The following is a 16,660-nucleotide window of genomic DNA, read 5'->3' as shown; positions in this document are numbered from 1 at the left end:
CGTTGAGCGGGCTGCCCGGGCAGCCCGGGCGCGCGGTGGAGCGTTGGGCTGGTCGGTCGCCGTGCTCGGGCTGGGGGCTTGGGCGTGCCTGCGGGTCCTGCCGCTTCTCCCGGCGGAGTGCGTGCTAGCTTTGAACGCGTTCAAATAGCTGCTTGGGGGGACTCATGGTGGTGGTGCCGGGGAGTGCGAGATGGCTGGCAGGGCTGGCGGCCTCGGTGTGCCTGCTGCCGTTGGCGCTCGCGGTGGTGGCGTTCGGCTTGCAAGGCTCGATCCTGCACGTGGTCGCGCTGGTCGGCGCCGTCGCCTGTGCGGTGCCGGTGTGCTACCGGGAGCGGGGCCCGTTCCGGGTCGCCTGTGCGGCGGCGGGCACGGTGGTGGCGGTCGCCTCGGTGCCGCTGCTGTTCGTGAGCATCTGGTTCGTGATCGGGTTCGGCGGATGGTTCCTGCTGGCGGACTTCGTGTTCCTGCCGATCGCAGCGATCCCCGCGCTGGTGGCCGCGTTCCAGCGCGCCCGCGGCCCCGAGTACGGCCGGGGGGCGGCCGCACTCGGGTGGTTCGTGGGGGTGCTGTCGCTGCTGGGCTGGTCGCTGGTCACGTTGTACGTGGTGATGGGCCGGTAGTCCGCCCGCTGCCGTCAGCGGGCGAAGCGCTCGCGCAGGGCTGCCAGACCGGCCGTGAACACCCCGTGCACCCGGTCCGTGGACTCCTTGCGGTGCTCGGACTCGACCTCGTAGGTGGCGCTCCACTTCACGAAGCTGGCGTCCAGCGCGGTGACCGGGGTGACCCGCAGCGTCGCCCGGTAGTCGTACAGCTCGAACGTCCCCTCCGGGAAACCGTAGGTGTAGCTGCGGGCCTCCTCGTCTAGGATCGCGGATCATGGGCGCGAGCATCGGCATGATCACCGTTCCGTCCGGCCGCGTCACGCTGTCGGACCGCCGCACGCAGCGGAGTTGGAGCGTCGACCTCGCCCCCTACGAGCTGGCGGCCTGTCCGGTCACCCGCGAGCAGTACGGCGCCGGGGCCGGCGACCGGTACCCCGCCGACAGTGTCTCCTGGTACGACGCCGTCCACTACTGCAACGAACTGTCCCGGCGGGACGGGTTCGCACCGGCCTACCGCCTCGACGGCGAGTCCGTCACCTGGGACCGCGCCGCCGACGGCTACCGGCTGCCCACCGAGGCCGAGTGGGAGCACGCCTGCCGCGCCGAGACGGACGGCCCCCGCTACGGGCCGCTCGACGAGATCGCCTGGCACCGCGGCAACTCGGGCGAGCGCCCGCACGACGTCGGTGGCCTGCGCCCCAACGGGTTCGGTCTGTACGACCTGCTCGGCAACGTGTGGGAGTGGTGCTGGGACGTGTACGACGCCGAGGTGTACGGCGGCTACCGTGTGCTGCGCGGCGGTGGCTGGTTCGACGAGCACTGGAGCTGCCGCGCCTCCGTCCGCCGCCGCAGCCACCCCACCCTGCGGATCGACGACGTCGGCTTCCGGCTCGCCCGGTCGATCACCGCCTGAGGACGCGACCGCCGCCTGAAGACGCGACCACCGTCTGACGAAGCGCCCCGGGGAACCCGGGCCCGGCCGTGGACCGTTGGGGTCTGCATGAACGACGCACCGGTGTCCCTCAGACCGATCGACGAAGCCGACCTCGGCCAGTTCGAAGCGCTGCTCCTCGCCCCCGAGGCGGTGGGCCCGTTCCAGTGGTTCGGGTGGCGCGACCCGGGCCGGCACCGGCGGCAATGGACGGAGAACGGTCTGCTGGCGCCCGAGCAGTCGGTGCTCGCCATCCGCTGCGGGGACGAGTTCGCGGGCTTCGTCGGCTGGCGGCAGGTGGGGACCATGAGCGCCTCCCACTACTGGAACCTCGGGATCGTGCTCCGCCCGGAGTGGCGTGGCCGCGGCATCGGCACCGAGGCCCAATGCCTCCTGGTGGACTACCTGTTCGCGCACTCGCCGGTGGTGAGGCTGGAGGCCGATACGGAGGCGACCAACTACGCGGAGCAGCGCGCCCTGGAGAAGTGCGGCTTCACCCGCGAGGGTGTGCGGCGCAGCGTCACCTTCCGGGACGGCGAATGGCGCGACGGTGTCCTCTACAGTCTGCTGCGTACGGACCCCAGGCCTTGGGGCCGGCCCTAGGCGACCCCGAACCACTCCTCGGCCAGGTCGTCCAAGGTCCGGGAAACCGGCTTCAACTCCCTCAGGTACCACGGTAGATGGCTGTACACATGGAGCAGCGTGTACGCCATCAGCAGGCGCGGGTCGAAGCCGCGCCCGTATCCGGCCAGGAGGCGGCCGAGCAGGCGGGGGTCGGCGCGGGTGGTGAAGAGGCCGACGGCGACGAGGTCGTAGGCCGGGTCCCCGATCATGGCGGGTTCGAAGTCGATCAGGCCGGTGAGGCGCCAGCCGGACGCCGGGTCGACGATCAGGTGTTCGCGCATGAACTCGGTGTGCAGCAGGGCGCGTTGCGGGGCCCGGGGCAGCGGCGCGGCGGCCAGGAAGTCGGGGATCTGCTCCAACCAGGCCTCGGACAGCCCGCGTTCGCGCTGCCGGGCCACCGCGCCGGCTCGCTGCCGGGCGAGGAAGGCGCCCCAGTCGCCGGGGCCGAGGACGTCGGCGAGCGGTTCGGGGTCGAGGGCGTGCAGGACGGCCAGGGCCTCGCCGCAGCCGTGGGCGATCCGCTCCCGGTCGGTCTGCGGGATCCGCGGCCAGGCGGGGGCCAGGCCCTCGCCGGGCAGGCGTGACATCAGCACGTAGCGCCAGCCGTTGACGTACGCGCCGGCGGCCCGGACGTTCGGGGTGGGGATCGGCAGGGCGCCCTGGAGGTGGGTGAGGACGCGCTCCTCGGTGACGCCGTCCTCGGCGCCGGCCGCCGGAAACAGCTTGAGGACGTGCTCCCGGCCGACCGCGTAGACCGGGACGGACCCTTCCGCGAAGCGCTCCAACGGCAGCCCGGCGAGGCCGAGTTCGGCGCAGAGCGCCGCGGCGCCCGGGCGCATCACCGCCTCGTCGGGGAGGATCGCGTCCCACTGCTCTTCCGTCTCCACCACAGGCAGCATGGGCGCACGGTAGGCGGGCGGGCGCGGCTGCGGCAAAGGGTTTTGGGCCAGGAGGCTCAGCAGGTGCCGCAGTCGTCGGCGTCCGGGGAGGCGGGTTCCGGTCCGCTGTCCGGGTCGCGGGTGAGGAGGTAGCGGGCGCCGGGGCCGGCCTCGCCGGCGCGGTCGGCGGCGTTGTAGAGGGCGCAGCGGGAGAGGGAGAGGCAGCCGCAGCCGATGCAGCCGGTCAGCTTGGCCTTGAGGCGCTGGAGCTCGGCGATCTGCTCGTCGATGCGGCTCTGCCAGGACTCGGCGACGCGGTCCCATTCGCTGCCGCTGGGGGCGGGGCGTTCGGGGAGCCGGTCGAGCGCGACCCGGGCCTCGTCGAGGGAGAGGCCGACGCGCTGGGCGGCGCGGACGAAGGCGATCCGGCGCAGCGTGCCGCGGGTGTAGCGGCGCTGGCCGCCGGTGGTGCGGGTGGCGTGGATGAGGCCGAGGCTCTCGTAGTAGCGCAGCGCGGACGGGGCGAGGCCGCTGCGGCGGGCGAGCTGGCCGATGGTGACCAGGTCGTCGCGGTGCGGGCCGGGCGCGCGGCCGTGGTCGGGTATCGCGGTCATGGGAACCCACTGTAGCCGCTTGACCTCAAGTCAGCTTTAAGTTGCACGATTCTCGCATGACGACGAACGCGAACGTGGACACCGTCCGTTTTGAGGACCTGCCCGCCCTGATGGGCCTGATGACCGGCGCCGAGAAGCACGGCCCCGCCGCCACCTCCACCCTGGACGTGCTCTGGGTGCTGTACGACCGGGTGCTGCGAGTGACTCCGGAGAGCGCCACGGCCCAGGACCGGGACCGCTTCCTGCTCTCCAAGGGCCACGGCCCGATGGCGTACTACGCGGTGCTGGCGGCCAAGGGCTTCGTCGATCCCGGAGTGCTGCCGAGCTTCGGCGGCTACGACTCGCCGCTCGGCCACCACCCGGACCGGACGCTGATCCCCGGGGTGGAGATCGCCTCCGGTTCGCTCGGGCACGGGCTGCCGCTGGGCGTCGGCACCGCGCTGGGCCTGCGGGCGCAGGGCCTGGCCGACCCGGCGGTGTGGGTGCTGGTCGGCGACGCCGAGTTCGACGAGGGCTCCAACCACGAGGCGGTGGCCTTCGCCGGCGCGTACGGGCTGGACCGGCTGCACGTGGTGGTGATCGACAACTCCTCGGCCACGCACGGCTGGCAGGGCGGGATCGCGGCCCGGTTCGCGGCCGAGGGCTGGTCGACGCAGACGGTGGACGGCCGCGACCACGAGGCGCTGTACCGGGCCTTCACGGCCGAGCACCCGGGCCGCCCGCACGTGGTGGTCGCCCGGGTCGAGCCCAAGGACGCGTAGCAAGAGCCCGTAGCTCAAGAACCCGTAGCCCCGCACCTCCCGAGACCACCAGCAGACCCACCGTGAAAGGCACTTCACTGATGGACACCATGCGCGACCGCTTCATCGACGTCAGCTCCCGACTGCTGGACGAGGACCCGCGGCTGGCCGTGGTGCTCGCCGACATCAGCGCGGCCGCCTTCGGCCCGGCGCAGGAGCGCCACCCGGACCGGGTGGTCAACGTCGGCATCCGCGAGCAACTGCTGATCGGCGCGGCCGGCGGCCTGGCCCTGACCGGGATGCGCCCGATCGCCCACACCTTCGCCAGCTTCCTCATCGAGCGGCCCTTCGAGCAGGTCAAGTTGGACCTGACCCACCAGGGCGTCGGCGCCGTCCTGGTGAGCGCGGCCGGCTCCTACGACTGGCCGGCCGGCGGCCGCACCCACATGTCCCCGGGCGACGTCGCGCTGCTGGACACCCTGCCGGACTGGACGGTCCACGTGCCGGGCCACCCGGACGAGGCCGAGCAGCTGCTGCGCCACGCCGTCGCGGACGGCGACCGCAACGTGTACGTCCGGCTCTCGGCGCACCAGAACGCGGCGCCGGTGCCGGTCGAGGCGGGCCGGTTCAGCACCGTGCGGCAGGGCTCGCGCGGCGTGGTCGTCGCGGTCGGGCCGATGCTGGACGCGGTGCTGGCGGCCACCGAGGGCCTGGACGTCACCGTGCTGTACGCGGCGACGGTGCGCCCCTTCGACGCGGCCTCGCTGCGGGCGGCGACGGGGGAGCGGGCGGACGTGGTGCTGGTCGAGCCGTACCTGGCGGGCACCTCCGCGAACGAGGCGCACGCGGCGCTGGCCGACCGCCCGCACCGGGTGCTGGGCCTGGGCGTGCCGCGCGAGGAGCACCGGCACTACGGCTCGATCGACGAGCACCTGGCCGCGTACGGGCTGGACGCCGCCTCGCTGCGGGAGCGGATCGGCACCTTCCTCTGGTGACGCGCGTGGTGCGTCACACCGCGACGATCGCCACCGCGTCCGCCCCCAGCCGTACCGCCGTCCCGTTCAGCGCCGCCGCCCCGAAGGCCGCGACCAGCTCGCGCCCGGTCCCGTCCAGCGGCGGCACGGCCTCGGCCGGGCCGAGGTTGACGGCGACCCGGTACGGCCCCCGGTGCACCACCAGCCAGCGCGCCGCCTCGTCGTACGCCACCCGCACCGCGCCGAGGCCGGGGTCGGACAGCTCCGGCCGTTCGCGCCGCAACCGGATCAACGTCCGGTACCAGGCGAGGAGTTCGCGGTGCGGCGAGCGCCGGGGCTCGGTCCAGTCGAGGACGGACCGCAGGAGGGTGGCGGGCTCCTGCGGGTCGGGGACGGCCTCCGCGGCCCAGTCGTGTTCGGCGAACTCCCGCCGCCGGCCCTGCCGGACGGCCTCCGCGAGCTGCGGGTCGGTGTGGTCGGTGAAGTACTGCCAGGGGGTGGCGGCGCCCCACTCCTCGCCCATGAACAGCATCGGGGTGAACGGCGAGGTGAGCACCAGCGCGGCGCCGCAGGCGAGCCGGCCGGGGGTCAGGCTGGTGGAGACGCGGTCGCCGAGCGCCCGGTTGCCGATCTGGTCGTGGGTCTGCAGGTAGCCGAGCAGCCGGTGCCCGCCGTCCGGGGGGAACGGCCGGCCGTGGCCGCGGCCGCGGAAGGCGGACCAGGTGCCGTCGTGGAAGAACCCGCGGGTGAGCGTCTTGGCCACGGCGGCGAGCGGCCGGTGGGCGAAGTCGCCGTAGTAGCCCTGGGATTCGCCGGTGAGCGCGCAGTGCAGGGCGTGGTGGAAGTCGTCGCTCCACTGCGCGGTGAGGCCCTGGCCGCCGGCTTCGCGCGGGGCGGTGGTGCGCGGGGTGTTGAGGTCGGATTCGGCGATCAGGAACAGCGGGCGGTTGGTCGAGACGGCCAACCTCTCGACCTCGTGGGACAGTTCCTCCAGGAAGTGCACCGCCCGGTCGTCCGCGAGGGCGTGTACGGCGTCCAGCCGCAGGCCGTCGATCCGGTAGTCGCGCAGCCAGGCGAGCGCGCTGCCGATCAGGTAGCGGCGCACCTCGTCGGAGCCGGGGGCGTCCAGGTTGACGGCCGAGCCCCACGGCGTGTGGTGCCGGTCGGTGAAGTACGGGCCGTACGCGGGAAGGTAGTTGCCGGAGGGGCCGAGGTGGTTGTGGACCACGTCCAGGACCACCCCGAGGCCCTTGCGGTGGGCGGCGTCGACGAACCGCTTCAGCCCTTCGGGCCCGCCGTACGGCTCGTGCACGGCCCAGAGCGAGACCCCGTCGTAGCCCCAGCCGTGCCGGCCGGGGAACGGGCAGACCGGCATCAGTTCGACGAAGTCGACACCCAACTCGACCAGGTGGTCCAGGTGTTCGGCTGCGGATTCGAAGGTGCCGCGGGCGGTGAAGGTGCCGATGTGCAGCTCGTACAGCACCGCGCCGGGCAGTGCGCGGCCGCGCCAGCCGGTCTGCGACCAGCGGAACGCGGCGTGGTCGACCGGCCGACTGGGACCGTCCGGGCCGTGCGGCTGCCAGGGCGAGCGCGGGTCGGGCAGGGGCGGCCCGCCGTCGAGGCGGAACGCGTAGTCGCCCTCCGGCGCGTCGCCCGACCACCAGCCGGCCCGGTCCGGGCAGCGCGCCAACGCGTGGGCGGCGCCGTCGACGTCGACCGAGACGGCGGCCGCGGACGGCGCCCACACCTGGTAGGTCCTCACTTCTCGCCCCTCCTGGTCAGCAGCGCCACCGGGTGGTCCGCCAGCAGTTCGGTGACCGGCACCGCGCCCGCCGGGTGGGTCCGCAGGGTCAGCCGGTCCGTCCAGGGCCCGCCCCCGGGCAGCTCCAGGACGGTGTCCCGCCAGCCGCCGGCCCGCTCCAGCCCGTACGGCAGCCGGGTGACGGCGGTGACCACGTCCGCTCCGCGGGCGAAGGCCAGCAGGTGGTCGGCGCCGCCGCCGACGGCGGTCAGCGGCCGGTAGGGCCCGAGCGGACGGGAGCGCCGCAGGTGCAGCGCCGTCGTGGTGAGGTGCAGCTTCTCGCGGGCGAGGTCGCCGGGGCGCGCGGTGGCCGAGTCGGTGAGCCGGACGGCGAGCGCGCCGAGGTCCACCACGCCACGGTTGTCCGGGTCGACGAGGGTGTACAGCGGCTCCTCGCTGCCCTGGTAGAGGTCGGGCACGCCCGGGATGGTGAGGTGCAGCAGCGCGGCGGCGAGGGTGTTGGAGCGGGCGTACGGGGCGAGGGCGTGCACCAGGCCCTCGATCCGGGGCCGCAGCCCGGGGTCGGCCAGGACGGCGCGGGCGCGGTCGGCGAGCGCCTGCTCGTAGCCGCTGTCGGGGGCGGTCCACGAGGTGCGCAGCTTGGCCTCGCGGGCGGACTTGAGCAGGGCGGCGGCGAGCCGGTCGGGGTCGATCGGCCAGGCGGCGACGAGGGTGTGCCAGAGCAGCCAGTCGCCGTCGCGGTCGGGGCCGGGCCCGGCGGCGGTGGACCAGGCGGCGGCCTCGGCGGCCCAGGCCTCGGGCTGCTCGGCGAGGACGGCGAGCCGGGCGCGGGCGTCGGCGCTGCGCTTGGTGTCGTGGGTGGACAGCGCGGTCATGCTGTGCGGCCAACGGTGTTCCAGGTAGCGGCACCAGTCGTGGAACTCGGCGGGGCGCAGCCCCGGCCGGCCGGGCTCGCCGCCGACCTCGTTGAGGCCGGGCAGCGCGTTCCACCGGTAGAAGGCGGTGTCCTCGACGCCCTTGGCGGCGACGGCCGCGGCGGTCTGCGCGAAGCGGACGCAGAACTCGTCCCGGTCCGTCCCGCGCCCCAGCTCCCCGAGGGCCAGGGCGGCGACCAGCCGGTCCGTCGGGTCGGCCGAGCCGTCCAGCGCCGCCCGCAGCTGCGCGGCGGAGCCCGGCGGCGCCGGCTCCCCGGGGCGGGCGTACGGCCGGTACGCCGGGTAGCCGGTGAGCAGCCGCCGCAGCGCCGCGCGCAGCTGCCAGGGCGCGTGGTCGGCGTACGCCGGCTCGGCGGCGCCGATCCGCAGGGCGCAGCGCACCAGCCGTTCGACCTCGGCGGCCAGCTCGCCGCGCGGCCCGGTCATGTCGGCCCGCCCGTGCCGGGCGGCGGCGACCGCCGGGTGGGGGCCGGGGCCGGGCACCCGGGCGGGGTGACCGCCGAGGAAGTCCTCGTACGCCCCGGCCAGCCGGTCGGCGCCCGCGCGGTCGGTGAGCACGCCGTCGATGTGCCGCAACGCGTCGTAGCCGGTGGTGCCGGCGACCGGCCAGTCGGCGGGCAGCCGCTCGTCGCCGGTGAGGATCTTCTCGACGACGGTGTACGCCCCGCCGCTGGCCCGGGCGAGGCGCCGCAGGTAGCCGCGCGGGTCGGCGAGCCCGTCGGGGTGGTCGATCCGGAAGCCGTCGACGACGCCCTCGGCGTGCAGCCGCAGCAGGACGGCGTGGGTGGCGGCGAACACCTCGGGCTCCTCGACCCGGACGGCGATCAGCTCGTTGACGGTGAAGAAGCGCCGGTAGTTGAGTTCGGTGCGGGCCAGCCGCCACCAGGCGAGCCGGTACCACTGGCGGGCGAGCAGCCCGGTCAGTGGCAGGTCGGCGGTGCCGGGCCGCAGCGGCAGCTCGTGCTGGTGGTAGCGCAGCACGTCGCCGTCCACCACCAGCTGGTCCAGGACGGCGCCGAGCCGGTCGCCGAGCAGCGGCAGCAGCACCCGGCCGCGACCGGGGGCGTCGGCGGGCCCGGGCTGGGCGGCCCAGTCGATGTCGAACCAGTGCGCGTACGGCGAGTCGGGCCCGTCCCGCAGCACCTGCCACAGCGGCTGGTTGAGCCGTTCGGGGACGGGCACGGCCATGTGGTTGGGCACCACGTCGACGATCAGCCGCAGGCCGTGCCGGTGGGCGGCGGCGGCCAGGGAGCGCAGCGCGCCCTCACCACCGAGCTGCTCGCTGATCCGGCCGTGGTCGACGGTGTCGTAGCCGTGGGTGGAGCCGGGGGTGGCCTCCAGCAGCGGGGACAGGTGCAGGTGGGAGACCCCGAGGGCGGCGAGGTAGGGGACGGCGGCGGTGGCGTCGTGGAGGGTGAAGCCGGGCTGCAGCTGGAGGCGGTAGCTGGCGGTGGGGGCGGTGGGGGGACCGGGTGCGGGGGAGGTAGCGGCCGGGCGGGGCTGCGCGGGCTCGGCGGCGGAGGTCATAGGTCCATGAGTACCCGGGGGAGCCCGCCGCCAAGACCCGCTGCTGGCCCGAACAGGTGACCGCACGTCCGTTCAGGCAGGCCGCTGGAGCACCATCAGCGAGCGGTCGGTGAGCCACAGCGCGTCCCCGGCCTTGACCCGGGTGCCCGCGCCCGGGGCGGGCAGCCGGGGCTGCGCGGTGTCGACCACGACCTGCCACTCCTGCCCGTGGTCGGCGGGCACGGTGAACTCCAGCGGCTCGAAGTGCGCGTTGAACATCAGCAGGAAGGAGTCGTCGACGATCCGCCCGCCGCGCCGGTCCGGCTCGGAGATGGCGTAGCCGTTGAGGAAGACGGTCAGCGACTTGGCGTAGCTGGCGCCCCAGTTGCGCTTGGTCATCTCCTCCCCGCCGGGCGTGAACCAGGCGATGTCGGTGAGGTCGTCGTAGCCGCCGGCGGCCGGTGCCCCCGCCCCGTGCCGCCCGGAGACCGGCCGCCCGTGGAAGAAGCGCCGCCGCCGGAACACCGGGTGGTCGCGGCGCAGCCAGATCATCCCCTGGGTGAACTCCAGCAGCCGCGCCTGCGGTCCGTCGCCCTCGGGCCAGTGCACCCAGGTGAGCTCGTTGTCCTGGCAGTAGGTGTTGTTGTTGCCGTGCTGGGTGCGGCCGAGTTCGTCGCCGTGGGAGATCATCGGCACGCCCTGGGAGAGCATCAGGGTGGCGATGAAGTTGCGCTGCTGGCGGGCTCTGAGCTCCTCGACGGCAGGATCGGTGCTCGGGCCCTCGGTGCCGCAGTTCCAGGAGCGGTTGAAGGACTCGCCGTCGCGGTTGTCCTCGCCGTTGGCCTGGTTGTGCTTCTCGTTGTAGGAGACCAGGTCGCGCAGGGTGAAACCGTCGTGGCAGGTGACGAAGTTGATGGAGGCGATGGGGCGGCGGCCGTCGTCCTGGTAGAGGTCGGAGGAGCCGGTGAGCCGGGAGCCGAACTCGGCGAGGGCGGCGGCCTCGCCGCGCCACAGGTCGCGCACGGTGTCCCGGTACATGCCGTTCCACTCCGTCCACAGCGGCGGGAAGTTGCCGACCTGGTAGCCGCCCTCGCCGAGGTCCCAGGGTTCGGCGATCAGCTTCGCCTGGGAGACCACCGGGTCCTGCTGGACGAGGTCGAAGAAGGAGGAGAGCCGGTCGACCTCGTGGAACTGGCGGGCCAGGGTGGCGGCGAGGTCGAAGCGGAAGCCGTCGACGTGCATCTCGGTGACCCAGTAGCGCAGCGAGTCCATGATCAGCTGGAGCACGTGCGGGCTGCGCATCAGCAGGCTGTTGCCGGTGCCGGTGGTGTCCTCGTAGAAGCGCTGGTCCTGGGCGAGGCGGTAGTAGGAGACGTTGTCCAGGCCGCGCAGCGACAGCGTCGGCCCGAGGTGGTTGCCCTCGGCGGTGTGGTTGTAGACGACGTCCAGGATCACCTCGATCCCGGCCGCGTGCAGCGCCTTGACCATCGACTTGAACTCCTGCACCTGCTGGCCCCGGTCGCCGGTGGAGGAGAAGGAGGAGTGCGGGGCGAAGAAGCCGATGGTGTTGTAGCCCCAGTAGTTGGCCAGGCCCAGGTCGCGCAGCCGGTGGTCACGGACGAACTGGTGCACCGGCATCAGCTCGATCGCGGTGACACCGAGCTTGGCCAGGTGCTCGATCACCGCCGGGTGGGCCAGGCCCGCGTACGTTCCGCGGATCTCCTCGGGGATGCCCGGGTGCAGCCGGGTGAGGCCCTTGACGTGGGCCTCGTAGATGACGGTGCGGTGGTAGTCGGTGCGCGGCGGGTGGTCGGTGCCCCAGTCGAAGTACGGGTTGATCACCACCGAGTGCATGGTGTGCGGGGCGGAGTCGAGGTCGTTGCGGCGCTCGGGGGCGCCGAAGTGGTAGCCGTAGACCGCCTCGTCCCAGTCGATGTGCCCGCTCATCGCCTTGGCGTACGGGTCCAGCAGCAGCTTGGCGCTGTTGTGGCGCTGGCCGAGGCCGGGATTGTACGGGCCGTGGACGCGGAAGCCGTAGCGCTGGCCGGGCTGGACGCCCGGGAGGTAGGCGTGCCGGACGAAGGCGTCCGTCTCGCGCAGTTCGACGGCCGTCTCCGAGCCGTCCTCGTCGATCAGGCACAGCTCGATCCGGTCGGCGCTCTCGGAGAACACCGCGAAGTTGGTGCCGACCCCGTCGTAGGTGGCGCCGAGGGGATAGGGCTTACCGGGCCAGACCTGCATGAGTCCTCAACTTCCTTGCACTCAACGGAAACTGACATGTAGTCCGACAACCTGCCCGGACCCGGACGCTCTCTTCCCGGCCGGGCGGCCGGGCATGTGCGGCGCTCGCGCGCCGTGACGCACGGCACAGTCCGCATACTCCCCGAGCCTTCCCCCGGCGGCCGGGACATGTGATCCCGGTTCGCCCGAACGGGTGTCCAGTGGGCATTCCTCTGATAAGCGGGGCCGGTGACGGGCGGGAGCCCGTGACCGGCGGGACCGGTGCCGGGCGGAGCCTGTGAAGGGTGGGGCCAGTGGTGGGCCCGGGCCCCGTGGGCCATCCGGCTGCGCACGGCTCGCGGCGGGCAGTACCCTTGATCGTCCGGCCGCCCCGGGCTGGTGGCGCTCCATCAGCCGGGCGGGGGCGCAAGTCAGCAGCAACCAGGTGAGGTGGCGCATGGTGTTCCCCGCCGGCGGCCGCGGCTCGGGGTCCGACGGCCCCGACCGGGGCGGCGCCCGCAGCGAGGCGCCCACGGTCGTCATGCGCCCCACCATGACCGGCCGCGCCCTGGTGCCCGCGCAGGGCGGCCCGGTCGAGATCCCCGCCCTGGCCTGGTCCGCCGCCGAGTGGGAGGACGCCTACCAGCGGGTACGTCTGTCCGGCCGCGCCTACGTCTGGCTCAACCTCGTCGAGCAGCGGCTGCGCTCCCTCGTCGACGAGGTGCTGCACCCCATCTACGCGCCCGCCCACGGCGAGGACTGGGTCACCGCCGCCGCCGGCCCCGCCGGCGAGGAGTGGGCCCACCGGGCCGGCGCCGTCCGCGAGGTCAGTCGCCGCAAGGGCTACCTGCTCGACCCGGCCGACGACGACCCGCTGGTCTTCCTCACCCTGCCCCAGCTGCGCGAGCTGATGGTCCAGCACTGGCCCTGCTTCGAGCCCTACCTGGCCGACCGGCGCGAGATCGAACTCGCCCTGGACGAGCTGGAGGTGGCCCGGCACGTGGTCTCCCGCAACCGGGTGCTCACCCAGACCGTCCTCGCCCAGACCGAGCGGGCCGCCGCCCGCCTGCTCGCCGTCCTCGACGGCGGCGCCGGGGGAGTGCCCGCCGACGTCGTCGAGTCCCTGGTGGCCGGCCGGTACGCGGACGTCGTCGCCGTGCACGCCGACCGCGTCCGCCTCCAGCGCGACCTGCCCGTCGAGGACCTCCTGGAGGGCGCCCGCCGGCTGGACGCGCTCGGCATCGGCCTCGGCATGCTCTGCCAGAACTACACCGGCAAGCGGCTCGTCCGCCTCGCCGGCGACGGCTGCCGGGTCCGGCTGCTCTTCCTCAACCCGGCGAGCAGTGCCGTCCGCCGCCGCGAACGCGAACTGGGCCTCGGGCGGGGCGAGTTGTCCCGCTCCATCGAGATGAACATCATGCACGTGCGCCGGGTGCGGGCCCGGCTGCGCGATCAGGGCGGCTTCGAGATCCGCGTCTTCGACGAGACCCCGCGCTTCACCGCCTACCTGGTCGAGGGCCCGCGCCCGACCGGCCAGGTCGGCGGCCGCCGGCAGACCCGCGACCTCGGCGTCATCCAGCCCTACCTGCGCCGGGCCCGCGGCATGGAGTCCCCCGCGCTGGTCCTGCGCGGCGGCGCCGGCCAGCAGCCCGGCGGCACCGAGGCCGGGCTGCTGGAGGTCTACCGGGAGGAGTTCGAGGGCGCCTGGGGCGACTCCCGGCCGGTGTCCTGAGCGCCGCCGCCCTGAGCGCCGGTGTCCGCGCTGCCGGCTCCCCGGGCGCCGGTCTCCCCGGCGCCGGTCTCCCGCGCGAGCACAGGTCTCCCGAGCGAGCGCAGGTCTCCCGAGCGTCCGCATGCCGGGAAAACCGCTGGTCGCACGGGTGCGCCCGCTGCCACACTGCGGGCCGTGAACAGCCTTCCCCAGTGGACCCTGCGCCCCGCCACCCCCGCCGACGTCGAACCCGTCGCCGAACTCAAGGCCGTCGTCCTGCGCGCCGACCTCGAACGCCTCGGCCGCTACGACGACGACCGGGTCCGCCGGCGCCTGCGGGACGGCTTCTCCAGCCGGCACAGCTCGGTCATCCTCGTCGACGGCGCCTTCGCCGGCTCCGTCACCGTCCGCCCCGCCGACCAGGGTGGCCGCTGGATCGAGCACTTCTACCTCGCCCCCGCCCACCAGGGCCGCGGCCTCGGCACCGCCGTCCTGCGCCACCTCCTCGCCCAGGCCGACGCCGCCGGCGAACCCGTCCGGCTCGACGTCCTCCAGGGCAGCCCCGCCCGCCGCCTGTACGAACGCCACGGCTTCGTCCTCGACCACGAGGACCCGATCGACGTCTACCTGGTCCGCGAACCCGCCGCCTGAACCGGACCGGTGTGACGATAGGCCGGACGGCTGGTAACCGACCGGTAGTCAGCCGATAGGACGTCAGACCCGGTGCGAGCGCGCGCCGGGGCCCGGCCCGCTTGTTAGCGTCCGGTCCATGATCGACAGCCCGTACCCCACCGGCTCCGAGCACCCCCACGCCACCCGGCGCGGCCTCCTGCGCACCGCCCTCGGCGCCTCCACCGCCGGGGCCCTCGCCCTCACCGGCGCCCGCCCCGCCCACGCCGCGCCCCGCGCCGCCGCCGGGCGGACCGCCTTCCACGGCGTCCACCAGGCCGGCATCACCAACCCGCCCCCCGGCTACGGCACCTTCCTCGCCCTCGACGTCAAGGCCCGCGACCACAAGGACCTCGAAACCCTCCTGCGCACCCTCACCGACCGCATCCGCTTCCTCACCGCCGGCGGCACCCCGCCCGACCCCGGCCCCGACGCCGCCCCCGCCGACAGCGGCACCCTCGGCCCCGTCCTGCCCGCCGACGAGCTCACCGTCACCGTCGCCGTCGGCGCCTCCCTCTTCGACACCCGCTACGGCCTCGGCGCCCTGCGCCCCCGCCGGCTCACCGCCATGCGCCCCTTCCCCGTCGACGCGCTGCGCCCCGCCGAATGCCACGGCGACCTCTCGCTCCAGATCTGCGCCGAGAGCCGCGACACCGTCCAGCACACCATCCGGGACCTGCTGCGCAGCACCCACGGCCTGATCCGGCCCCGCTGGCAGCTCGACGGCTTCCAGAACCGCTCCCGCCCCACCGGCGCCGCCCGCAACCTGCTCGGCTTCAAGGACGGCATCGAGAACCCCGACACCGGGAACGCCCGGGACACGGACGCCCTCGTCTGGGTCGGCGACGAGCCGCGCTGGGCCGCGGGCGGCAGCTACCAGGTCATCCGCGCCATCCGCATCCTCGTCGCCGGCTGGGACGAGGTGCCGCTCCAGCAGCAGGAACGCATGATCGGCCGGCGCAAGAGCGACGGCGCCCCGCTCGGCGCCGCCGACGAGACCGACACCCCCGACTACCGCAACGACCCCGCCGGGGCCGTCATCCCCCTCGACTCCCACATCCGCCTCGCCAACCCCCGCACCGACGGCGCCCGCGACAGCCGCATCCTGCGCCGCGCCTTCAACTACGACCGCGGCCTCGACCCCGACGGCGAACCCGAGCTCGGCCTCGCCTTCTGCTGCTACCAGCAGGACGTGGCCCGCCAGTTCGAGGCCGTCCAGATCCGCCTCGACACCGAACCCCTCGCCCGCCACCTCCGCCCCACCGGCGGCGGCTACTTCTACGTCCTGCCCGGCGTCCGCGACGCCACCGACTGGCTCGGCCGCACCCTCCTCACGGCCGCCTGACGCCCCGCTGCGCGCCACCGGCGCGACCCGTCGCCCTCCCGTCCACCGCCCCGTCGCCCTCCCGTCCACCGCCCAACCGGCCTGCCACCACCCGGCGTTCGGGCCACCCGCCCCCGCCGGGCCCGCGCCTGCGGGGGTGGGCCCGGTCCCCGCCGACCCCGCCGCCGACCGACCCAGCGGCCGGGTTGTCGGTGGGGCGGGTGATGATAGGGGCTGTTTCGAGCAGCAGGACGGAAGGACACACCCTTATGAGCTGGTGGCAGCAGCCACTGGTCGGCTTCGACCTGGAGACCACGGGCACCGACCCGGCCGTGGACCGCATCGTCACGGCCGCGCTCGTGGACACCGTCGGGGCCGGCCGGGTGGGCGCCGTCCACTGGCTGCTCGACCCCGGAGTGCCGATCCCGGCCGAGGCGGAGGCGATCCACGGCATCGGCGACGGCGTGGCCCGCGGCAAGGGCCGGCCGGCCAAGGAGGCGGTGGAGGAGATAGCCGTCGCGCTCTGCGAGCGGCTCGCCGCCGGGCGCCCGGTGGTCGCCTTCAACGCGCCCTTCGACCTGTCGCTGCTCGACGCCGAGCTGCGCCGGTACGGGCTGGCGCCGCTGGCCGAGCGCCTCGGCGGGCCGGTCGGGCCGGTGCTGGACGCGCTGGTCGTCGACCGGGCGGTCGACCGGTACCGCAAGGGCTCGCGCACCCTCCAGCGGGTCTGCGAGGTGTACGGCGTCGAGCTGACGGACGCGCACGAGGCCGGCAGCGACGCGCTGGCCGCCGTCCGCGTCGCCGTCGCCCTCGCCGAGCGCTACCGGGCCGAGGTAGGCGACGTCGCGCCGACCGAGCTGCACCAGCGTCAGATCGGCTGGTACCGGGAGTGGGCCGAAGGCCTGCAGGAGTGGCTGCGCCGCGGCAAGGACCCGCAGGCCGTGGTCGACCCGCGCTGGCCGATGAGGTAGCCGCCGCCGGCAGACTGCCGGGGTGACGGTACGACTCGCCCGGCCCGCCGACCTGCCCGGCTTCCTCGCGCTCGCCGCCGAGGTCGAGCACCGGTTCGGCCCGATGGTGGCCGAGCCCGGCGTCGTCCCGGCCGAAGCCGCCCCCGCAGGCCCGGAGGGCGGCTCCCGGCAGGTCCACCGGCGCCACCTCGGCTGACGG

General features: G+C 74.5%; 14 protein-coding genes and 1 pseudogene. 10 read left to right on the top strand and 5 right to left on the bottom strand.

Annotated features, from left to right (window positions below; genetic code table 11):
- The first annotated feature begins 152 nt into the window (after nucleotides 1-152).
- The 3 genes from P3T27_RS04005 (at nucleotide 153) to P3T27_RS03995 (ending at nucleotide 2,136) form a co-directional block, all read left to right on the top strand.
- Nucleotides 153-620, top strand: coding sequence for a hypothetical protein (locus P3T27_RS04005; protein ID WP_280674313.1), 468 nt, complete (start codon nucleotides 153-155; stop codon nucleotides 618-620).
- Between the two features lie 256 nt (nucleotides 621-876).
- Nucleotides 877-1,515: an SUMF1/EgtB/PvdO family nonheme iron enzyme gene (locus P3T27_RS04000; RefSeq protein ID WP_280674312.1), complete on the top strand. Its 639-nt coding sequence runs from the start codon at nucleotides 877-879 to the stop codon at nucleotides 1,513-1,515.
- A gap of 87 nt (nucleotides 1,516-1,602) precedes the next feature.
- Complete coding sequence (locus P3T27_RS03995) at nucleotides 1,603-2,136, top strand: GNAT family protein (RefSeq protein ID WP_280674311.1); 534 nt, start codon at nucleotides 1,603-1,605, stop codon at nucleotides 2,134-2,136.
- Here the strand turns inward: P3T27_RS03995 and P3T27_RS03990 are convergent.
- Together P3T27_RS03990 and soxR are read right to left on the bottom strand one after the other, a co-directional pair.
- Nucleotides 2,133-3,056, bottom strand: a complete 924-nt coding sequence (locus P3T27_RS03990; RefSeq protein WP_280674310.1) for an aminoglycoside phosphotransferase family protein — start codon at nucleotides 3,054-3,056, stop codon at nucleotides 2,133-2,135. The two genes, P3T27_RS03995 and P3T27_RS03990, sit on opposite strands and share 4 nt — an antisense overlap.
- Before the next feature lie 56 nt (nucleotides 3,057-3,112).
- Nucleotides 3,113-3,649, bottom strand: a complete 537-nt coding sequence (gene soxR / locus P3T27_RS03985; protein WP_280674309.1) for a redox-sensitive transcriptional activator SoxR — start codon at nucleotides 3,647-3,649, stop codon at nucleotides 3,113-3,115.
- Nucleotides 3,650-3,705: 56 nt separating this feature from the next.
- Here soxR and P3T27_RS03980 point away from each other — a divergent pair, with 56 nt between their 5' ends.
- A complete protein-coding gene (locus P3T27_RS03980) occupies nucleotides 3,706-4,410 on the top strand; it encodes a transketolase (RefSeq protein ID WP_280674308.1) in 705 nt (234 codons plus the stop codon).
- Between the two features lie 80 nt (nucleotides 4,411-4,490).
- The gene (locus P3T27_RS03975) at nucleotides 4,491-5,384 is read left to right on the top strand and encodes a transketolase C-terminal domain-containing protein (RefSeq protein ID WP_280674307.1); all 894 of its coding nucleotides are present in this window, start codon (nucleotides 4,491-4,493) and stop codon (nucleotides 5,382-5,384) included.
- 13 nt (nucleotides 5,385-5,397) lie between these two features.
- Here the strand turns inward: P3T27_RS03975 and treZ are convergent, their stop codons facing one another.
- The 3 genes from treZ to glgX all read right to left on the bottom strand — a co-directional run bounded on the left by treZ (nucleotide 5,398) and on the right by glgX (nucleotide 11,807).
- Nucleotides 5,398-7,125 (bottom strand): malto-oligosyltrehalose trehalohydrolase, encoded by a 1,728-nt coding sequence (gene treZ / locus P3T27_RS03970; RefSeq protein WP_280674306.1) that lies wholly within the window; start codon nucleotides 7,123-7,125, stop codon nucleotides 5,398-5,400.
- A complete protein-coding gene (gene treY / locus P3T27_RS03965) occupies nucleotides 7,122-9,587 on the bottom strand; it encodes a malto-oligosyltrehalose synthase (protein ID WP_280674305.1) in 2,466 nt (821 codons plus the stop codon). The genes treZ and treY overlap by 4 nt, the downstream gene beginning before the upstream one ends.
- Before the next feature lie 72 nt (nucleotides 9,588-9,659).
- Complete coding sequence (gene glgX, locus P3T27_RS03960) at nucleotides 9,660-11,807, bottom strand: glycogen debranching protein GlgX (protein ID WP_280674304.1); 2,148 nt, start codon at nucleotides 11,805-11,807, stop codon at nucleotides 9,660-9,662.
- A 532-nt stretch (nucleotides 11,808-12,339) separates the two neighbouring features.
- On the opposite strand from glgX, the gene P3T27_RS03955 reads away from it, so the two are divergent.
- The 5 genes and pseudogenes from P3T27_RS03955 to P3T27_RS03935 form a co-directional block, all read left to right on the top strand.
- Nucleotides 12,340-13,518 carry an SAV2148 family HEPN domain-containing protein gene (locus tag P3T27_RS03955; protein WP_280674792.1) on the top strand — a complete coding sequence of 393 codons (1,179 nt, stop codon included), beginning with the start codon at nucleotides 12,340-12,342 and terminating at the stop codon, nucleotides 13,516-13,518.
- A gap of 174 nt (nucleotides 13,519-13,692) precedes the next feature.
- Nucleotides 13,693-14,148 (top strand): GNAT family N-acetyltransferase, encoded by a 456-nt coding sequence (locus P3T27_RS03950; RefSeq protein WP_280674303.1) that lies wholly within the window; start codon nucleotides 13,693-13,695, stop codon nucleotides 14,146-14,148.
- A 118-nt stretch (nucleotides 14,149-14,266) separates the two neighbouring features.
- Nucleotides 14,267-15,511, top strand: coding sequence for a Dyp-type peroxidase (locus tag P3T27_RS03945; protein ID WP_280674302.1), 1,245 nt, complete (start codon nucleotides 14,267-14,269; stop codon nucleotides 15,509-15,511).
- 248 nt (nucleotides 15,512-15,759) lie between these two features.
- Nucleotides 15,760-16,461: an exonuclease domain-containing protein gene (locus P3T27_RS03940; protein ID WP_280674301.1), complete on the top strand. Its 702-nt coding sequence runs from the start codon at nucleotides 15,760-15,762 to the stop codon at nucleotides 16,459-16,461.
- 22 nt (nucleotides 16,462-16,483) lie between these two features.
- Nucleotides 16,484-16,582, top strand: a pseudogene (locus P3T27_RS03935) (N-acetyltransferase); the annotation flags it as partial.
- Nucleotides 16,583-16,660 lie beyond the last annotated feature (78 nt).

Source organism: Kitasatospora sp. MAA19 (genome assembly GCF_029894125.1).
Taxonomy (GTDB): Bacteria; Actinomycetota; Actinomycetes; order Streptomycetales; family Streptomycetaceae; genus Kitasatospora.
This window is presented reverse-complemented; position numbering and strand designations above follow the sequence as displayed.

Bases quoted from the DNA above. Each gene is read 5' to 3' on its own strand.
- glgX (WP_280674304.1), bottom strand. From the start codon at position 11,807: ATGCAGGTCTGGCCCGGTAAGCCCTATCCCCTCGGCGCCACCTACGAC.
- P3T27_RS03995 (WP_280674311.1), top strand. From the start codon at position 1,603: ATGAACGACGCACCGGTGTCCCTCAGACCGATCGACGAAGCCGACCTC.
- P3T27_RS03945 (WP_280674302.1), top strand. From the start codon at position 14,267: ATGATCGACAGCCCGTACCCCACCGGCTCCGAGCACCCCCACGCCACC.
- P3T27_RS03990 (WP_280674310.1), bottom strand. From the start codon at position 3,056: ATGCTGCCTGTGGTGGAGACGGAAGAGCAGTGGGACGCGATCCTCCCC.
- P3T27_RS03980 (WP_280674308.1), top strand. From the start codon at position 3,706: ATGACGACGAACGCGAACGTGGACACCGTCCGTTTTGAGGACCTGCCC.
- P3T27_RS03975 (WP_280674307.1), top strand. From the start codon at position 4,491: ATGGACACCATGCGCGACCGCTTCATCGACGTCAGCTCCCGACTGCTG.
- treY (WP_280674305.1), bottom strand. From the start codon at position 9,587: ATGACCTCCGCCGCCGAGCCCGCGCAGCCCCGCCCGGCCGCTACCTCC.
- soxR (WP_280674309.1), bottom strand. From the start codon at position 3,649: ATGACCGCGATACCCGACCACGGCCGCGCGCCCGGCCCGCACCGCGAC.
- P3T27_RS03940 (WP_280674301.1), top strand. From the start codon at position 15,760: ATGAGCTGGTGGCAGCAGCCACTGGTCGGCTTCGACCTGGAGACCACG.
- P3T27_RS04000 (WP_280674312.1), top strand. From the start codon at position 877: ATGGGCGCGAGCATCGGCATGATCACCGTTCCGTCCGGCCGCGTCACG.
- P3T27_RS03955 (WP_280674792.1), top strand. From the start codon at position 12,340: ATGACCGGCCGCGCCCTGGTGCCCGCGCAGGGCGGCCCGGTCGAGATC.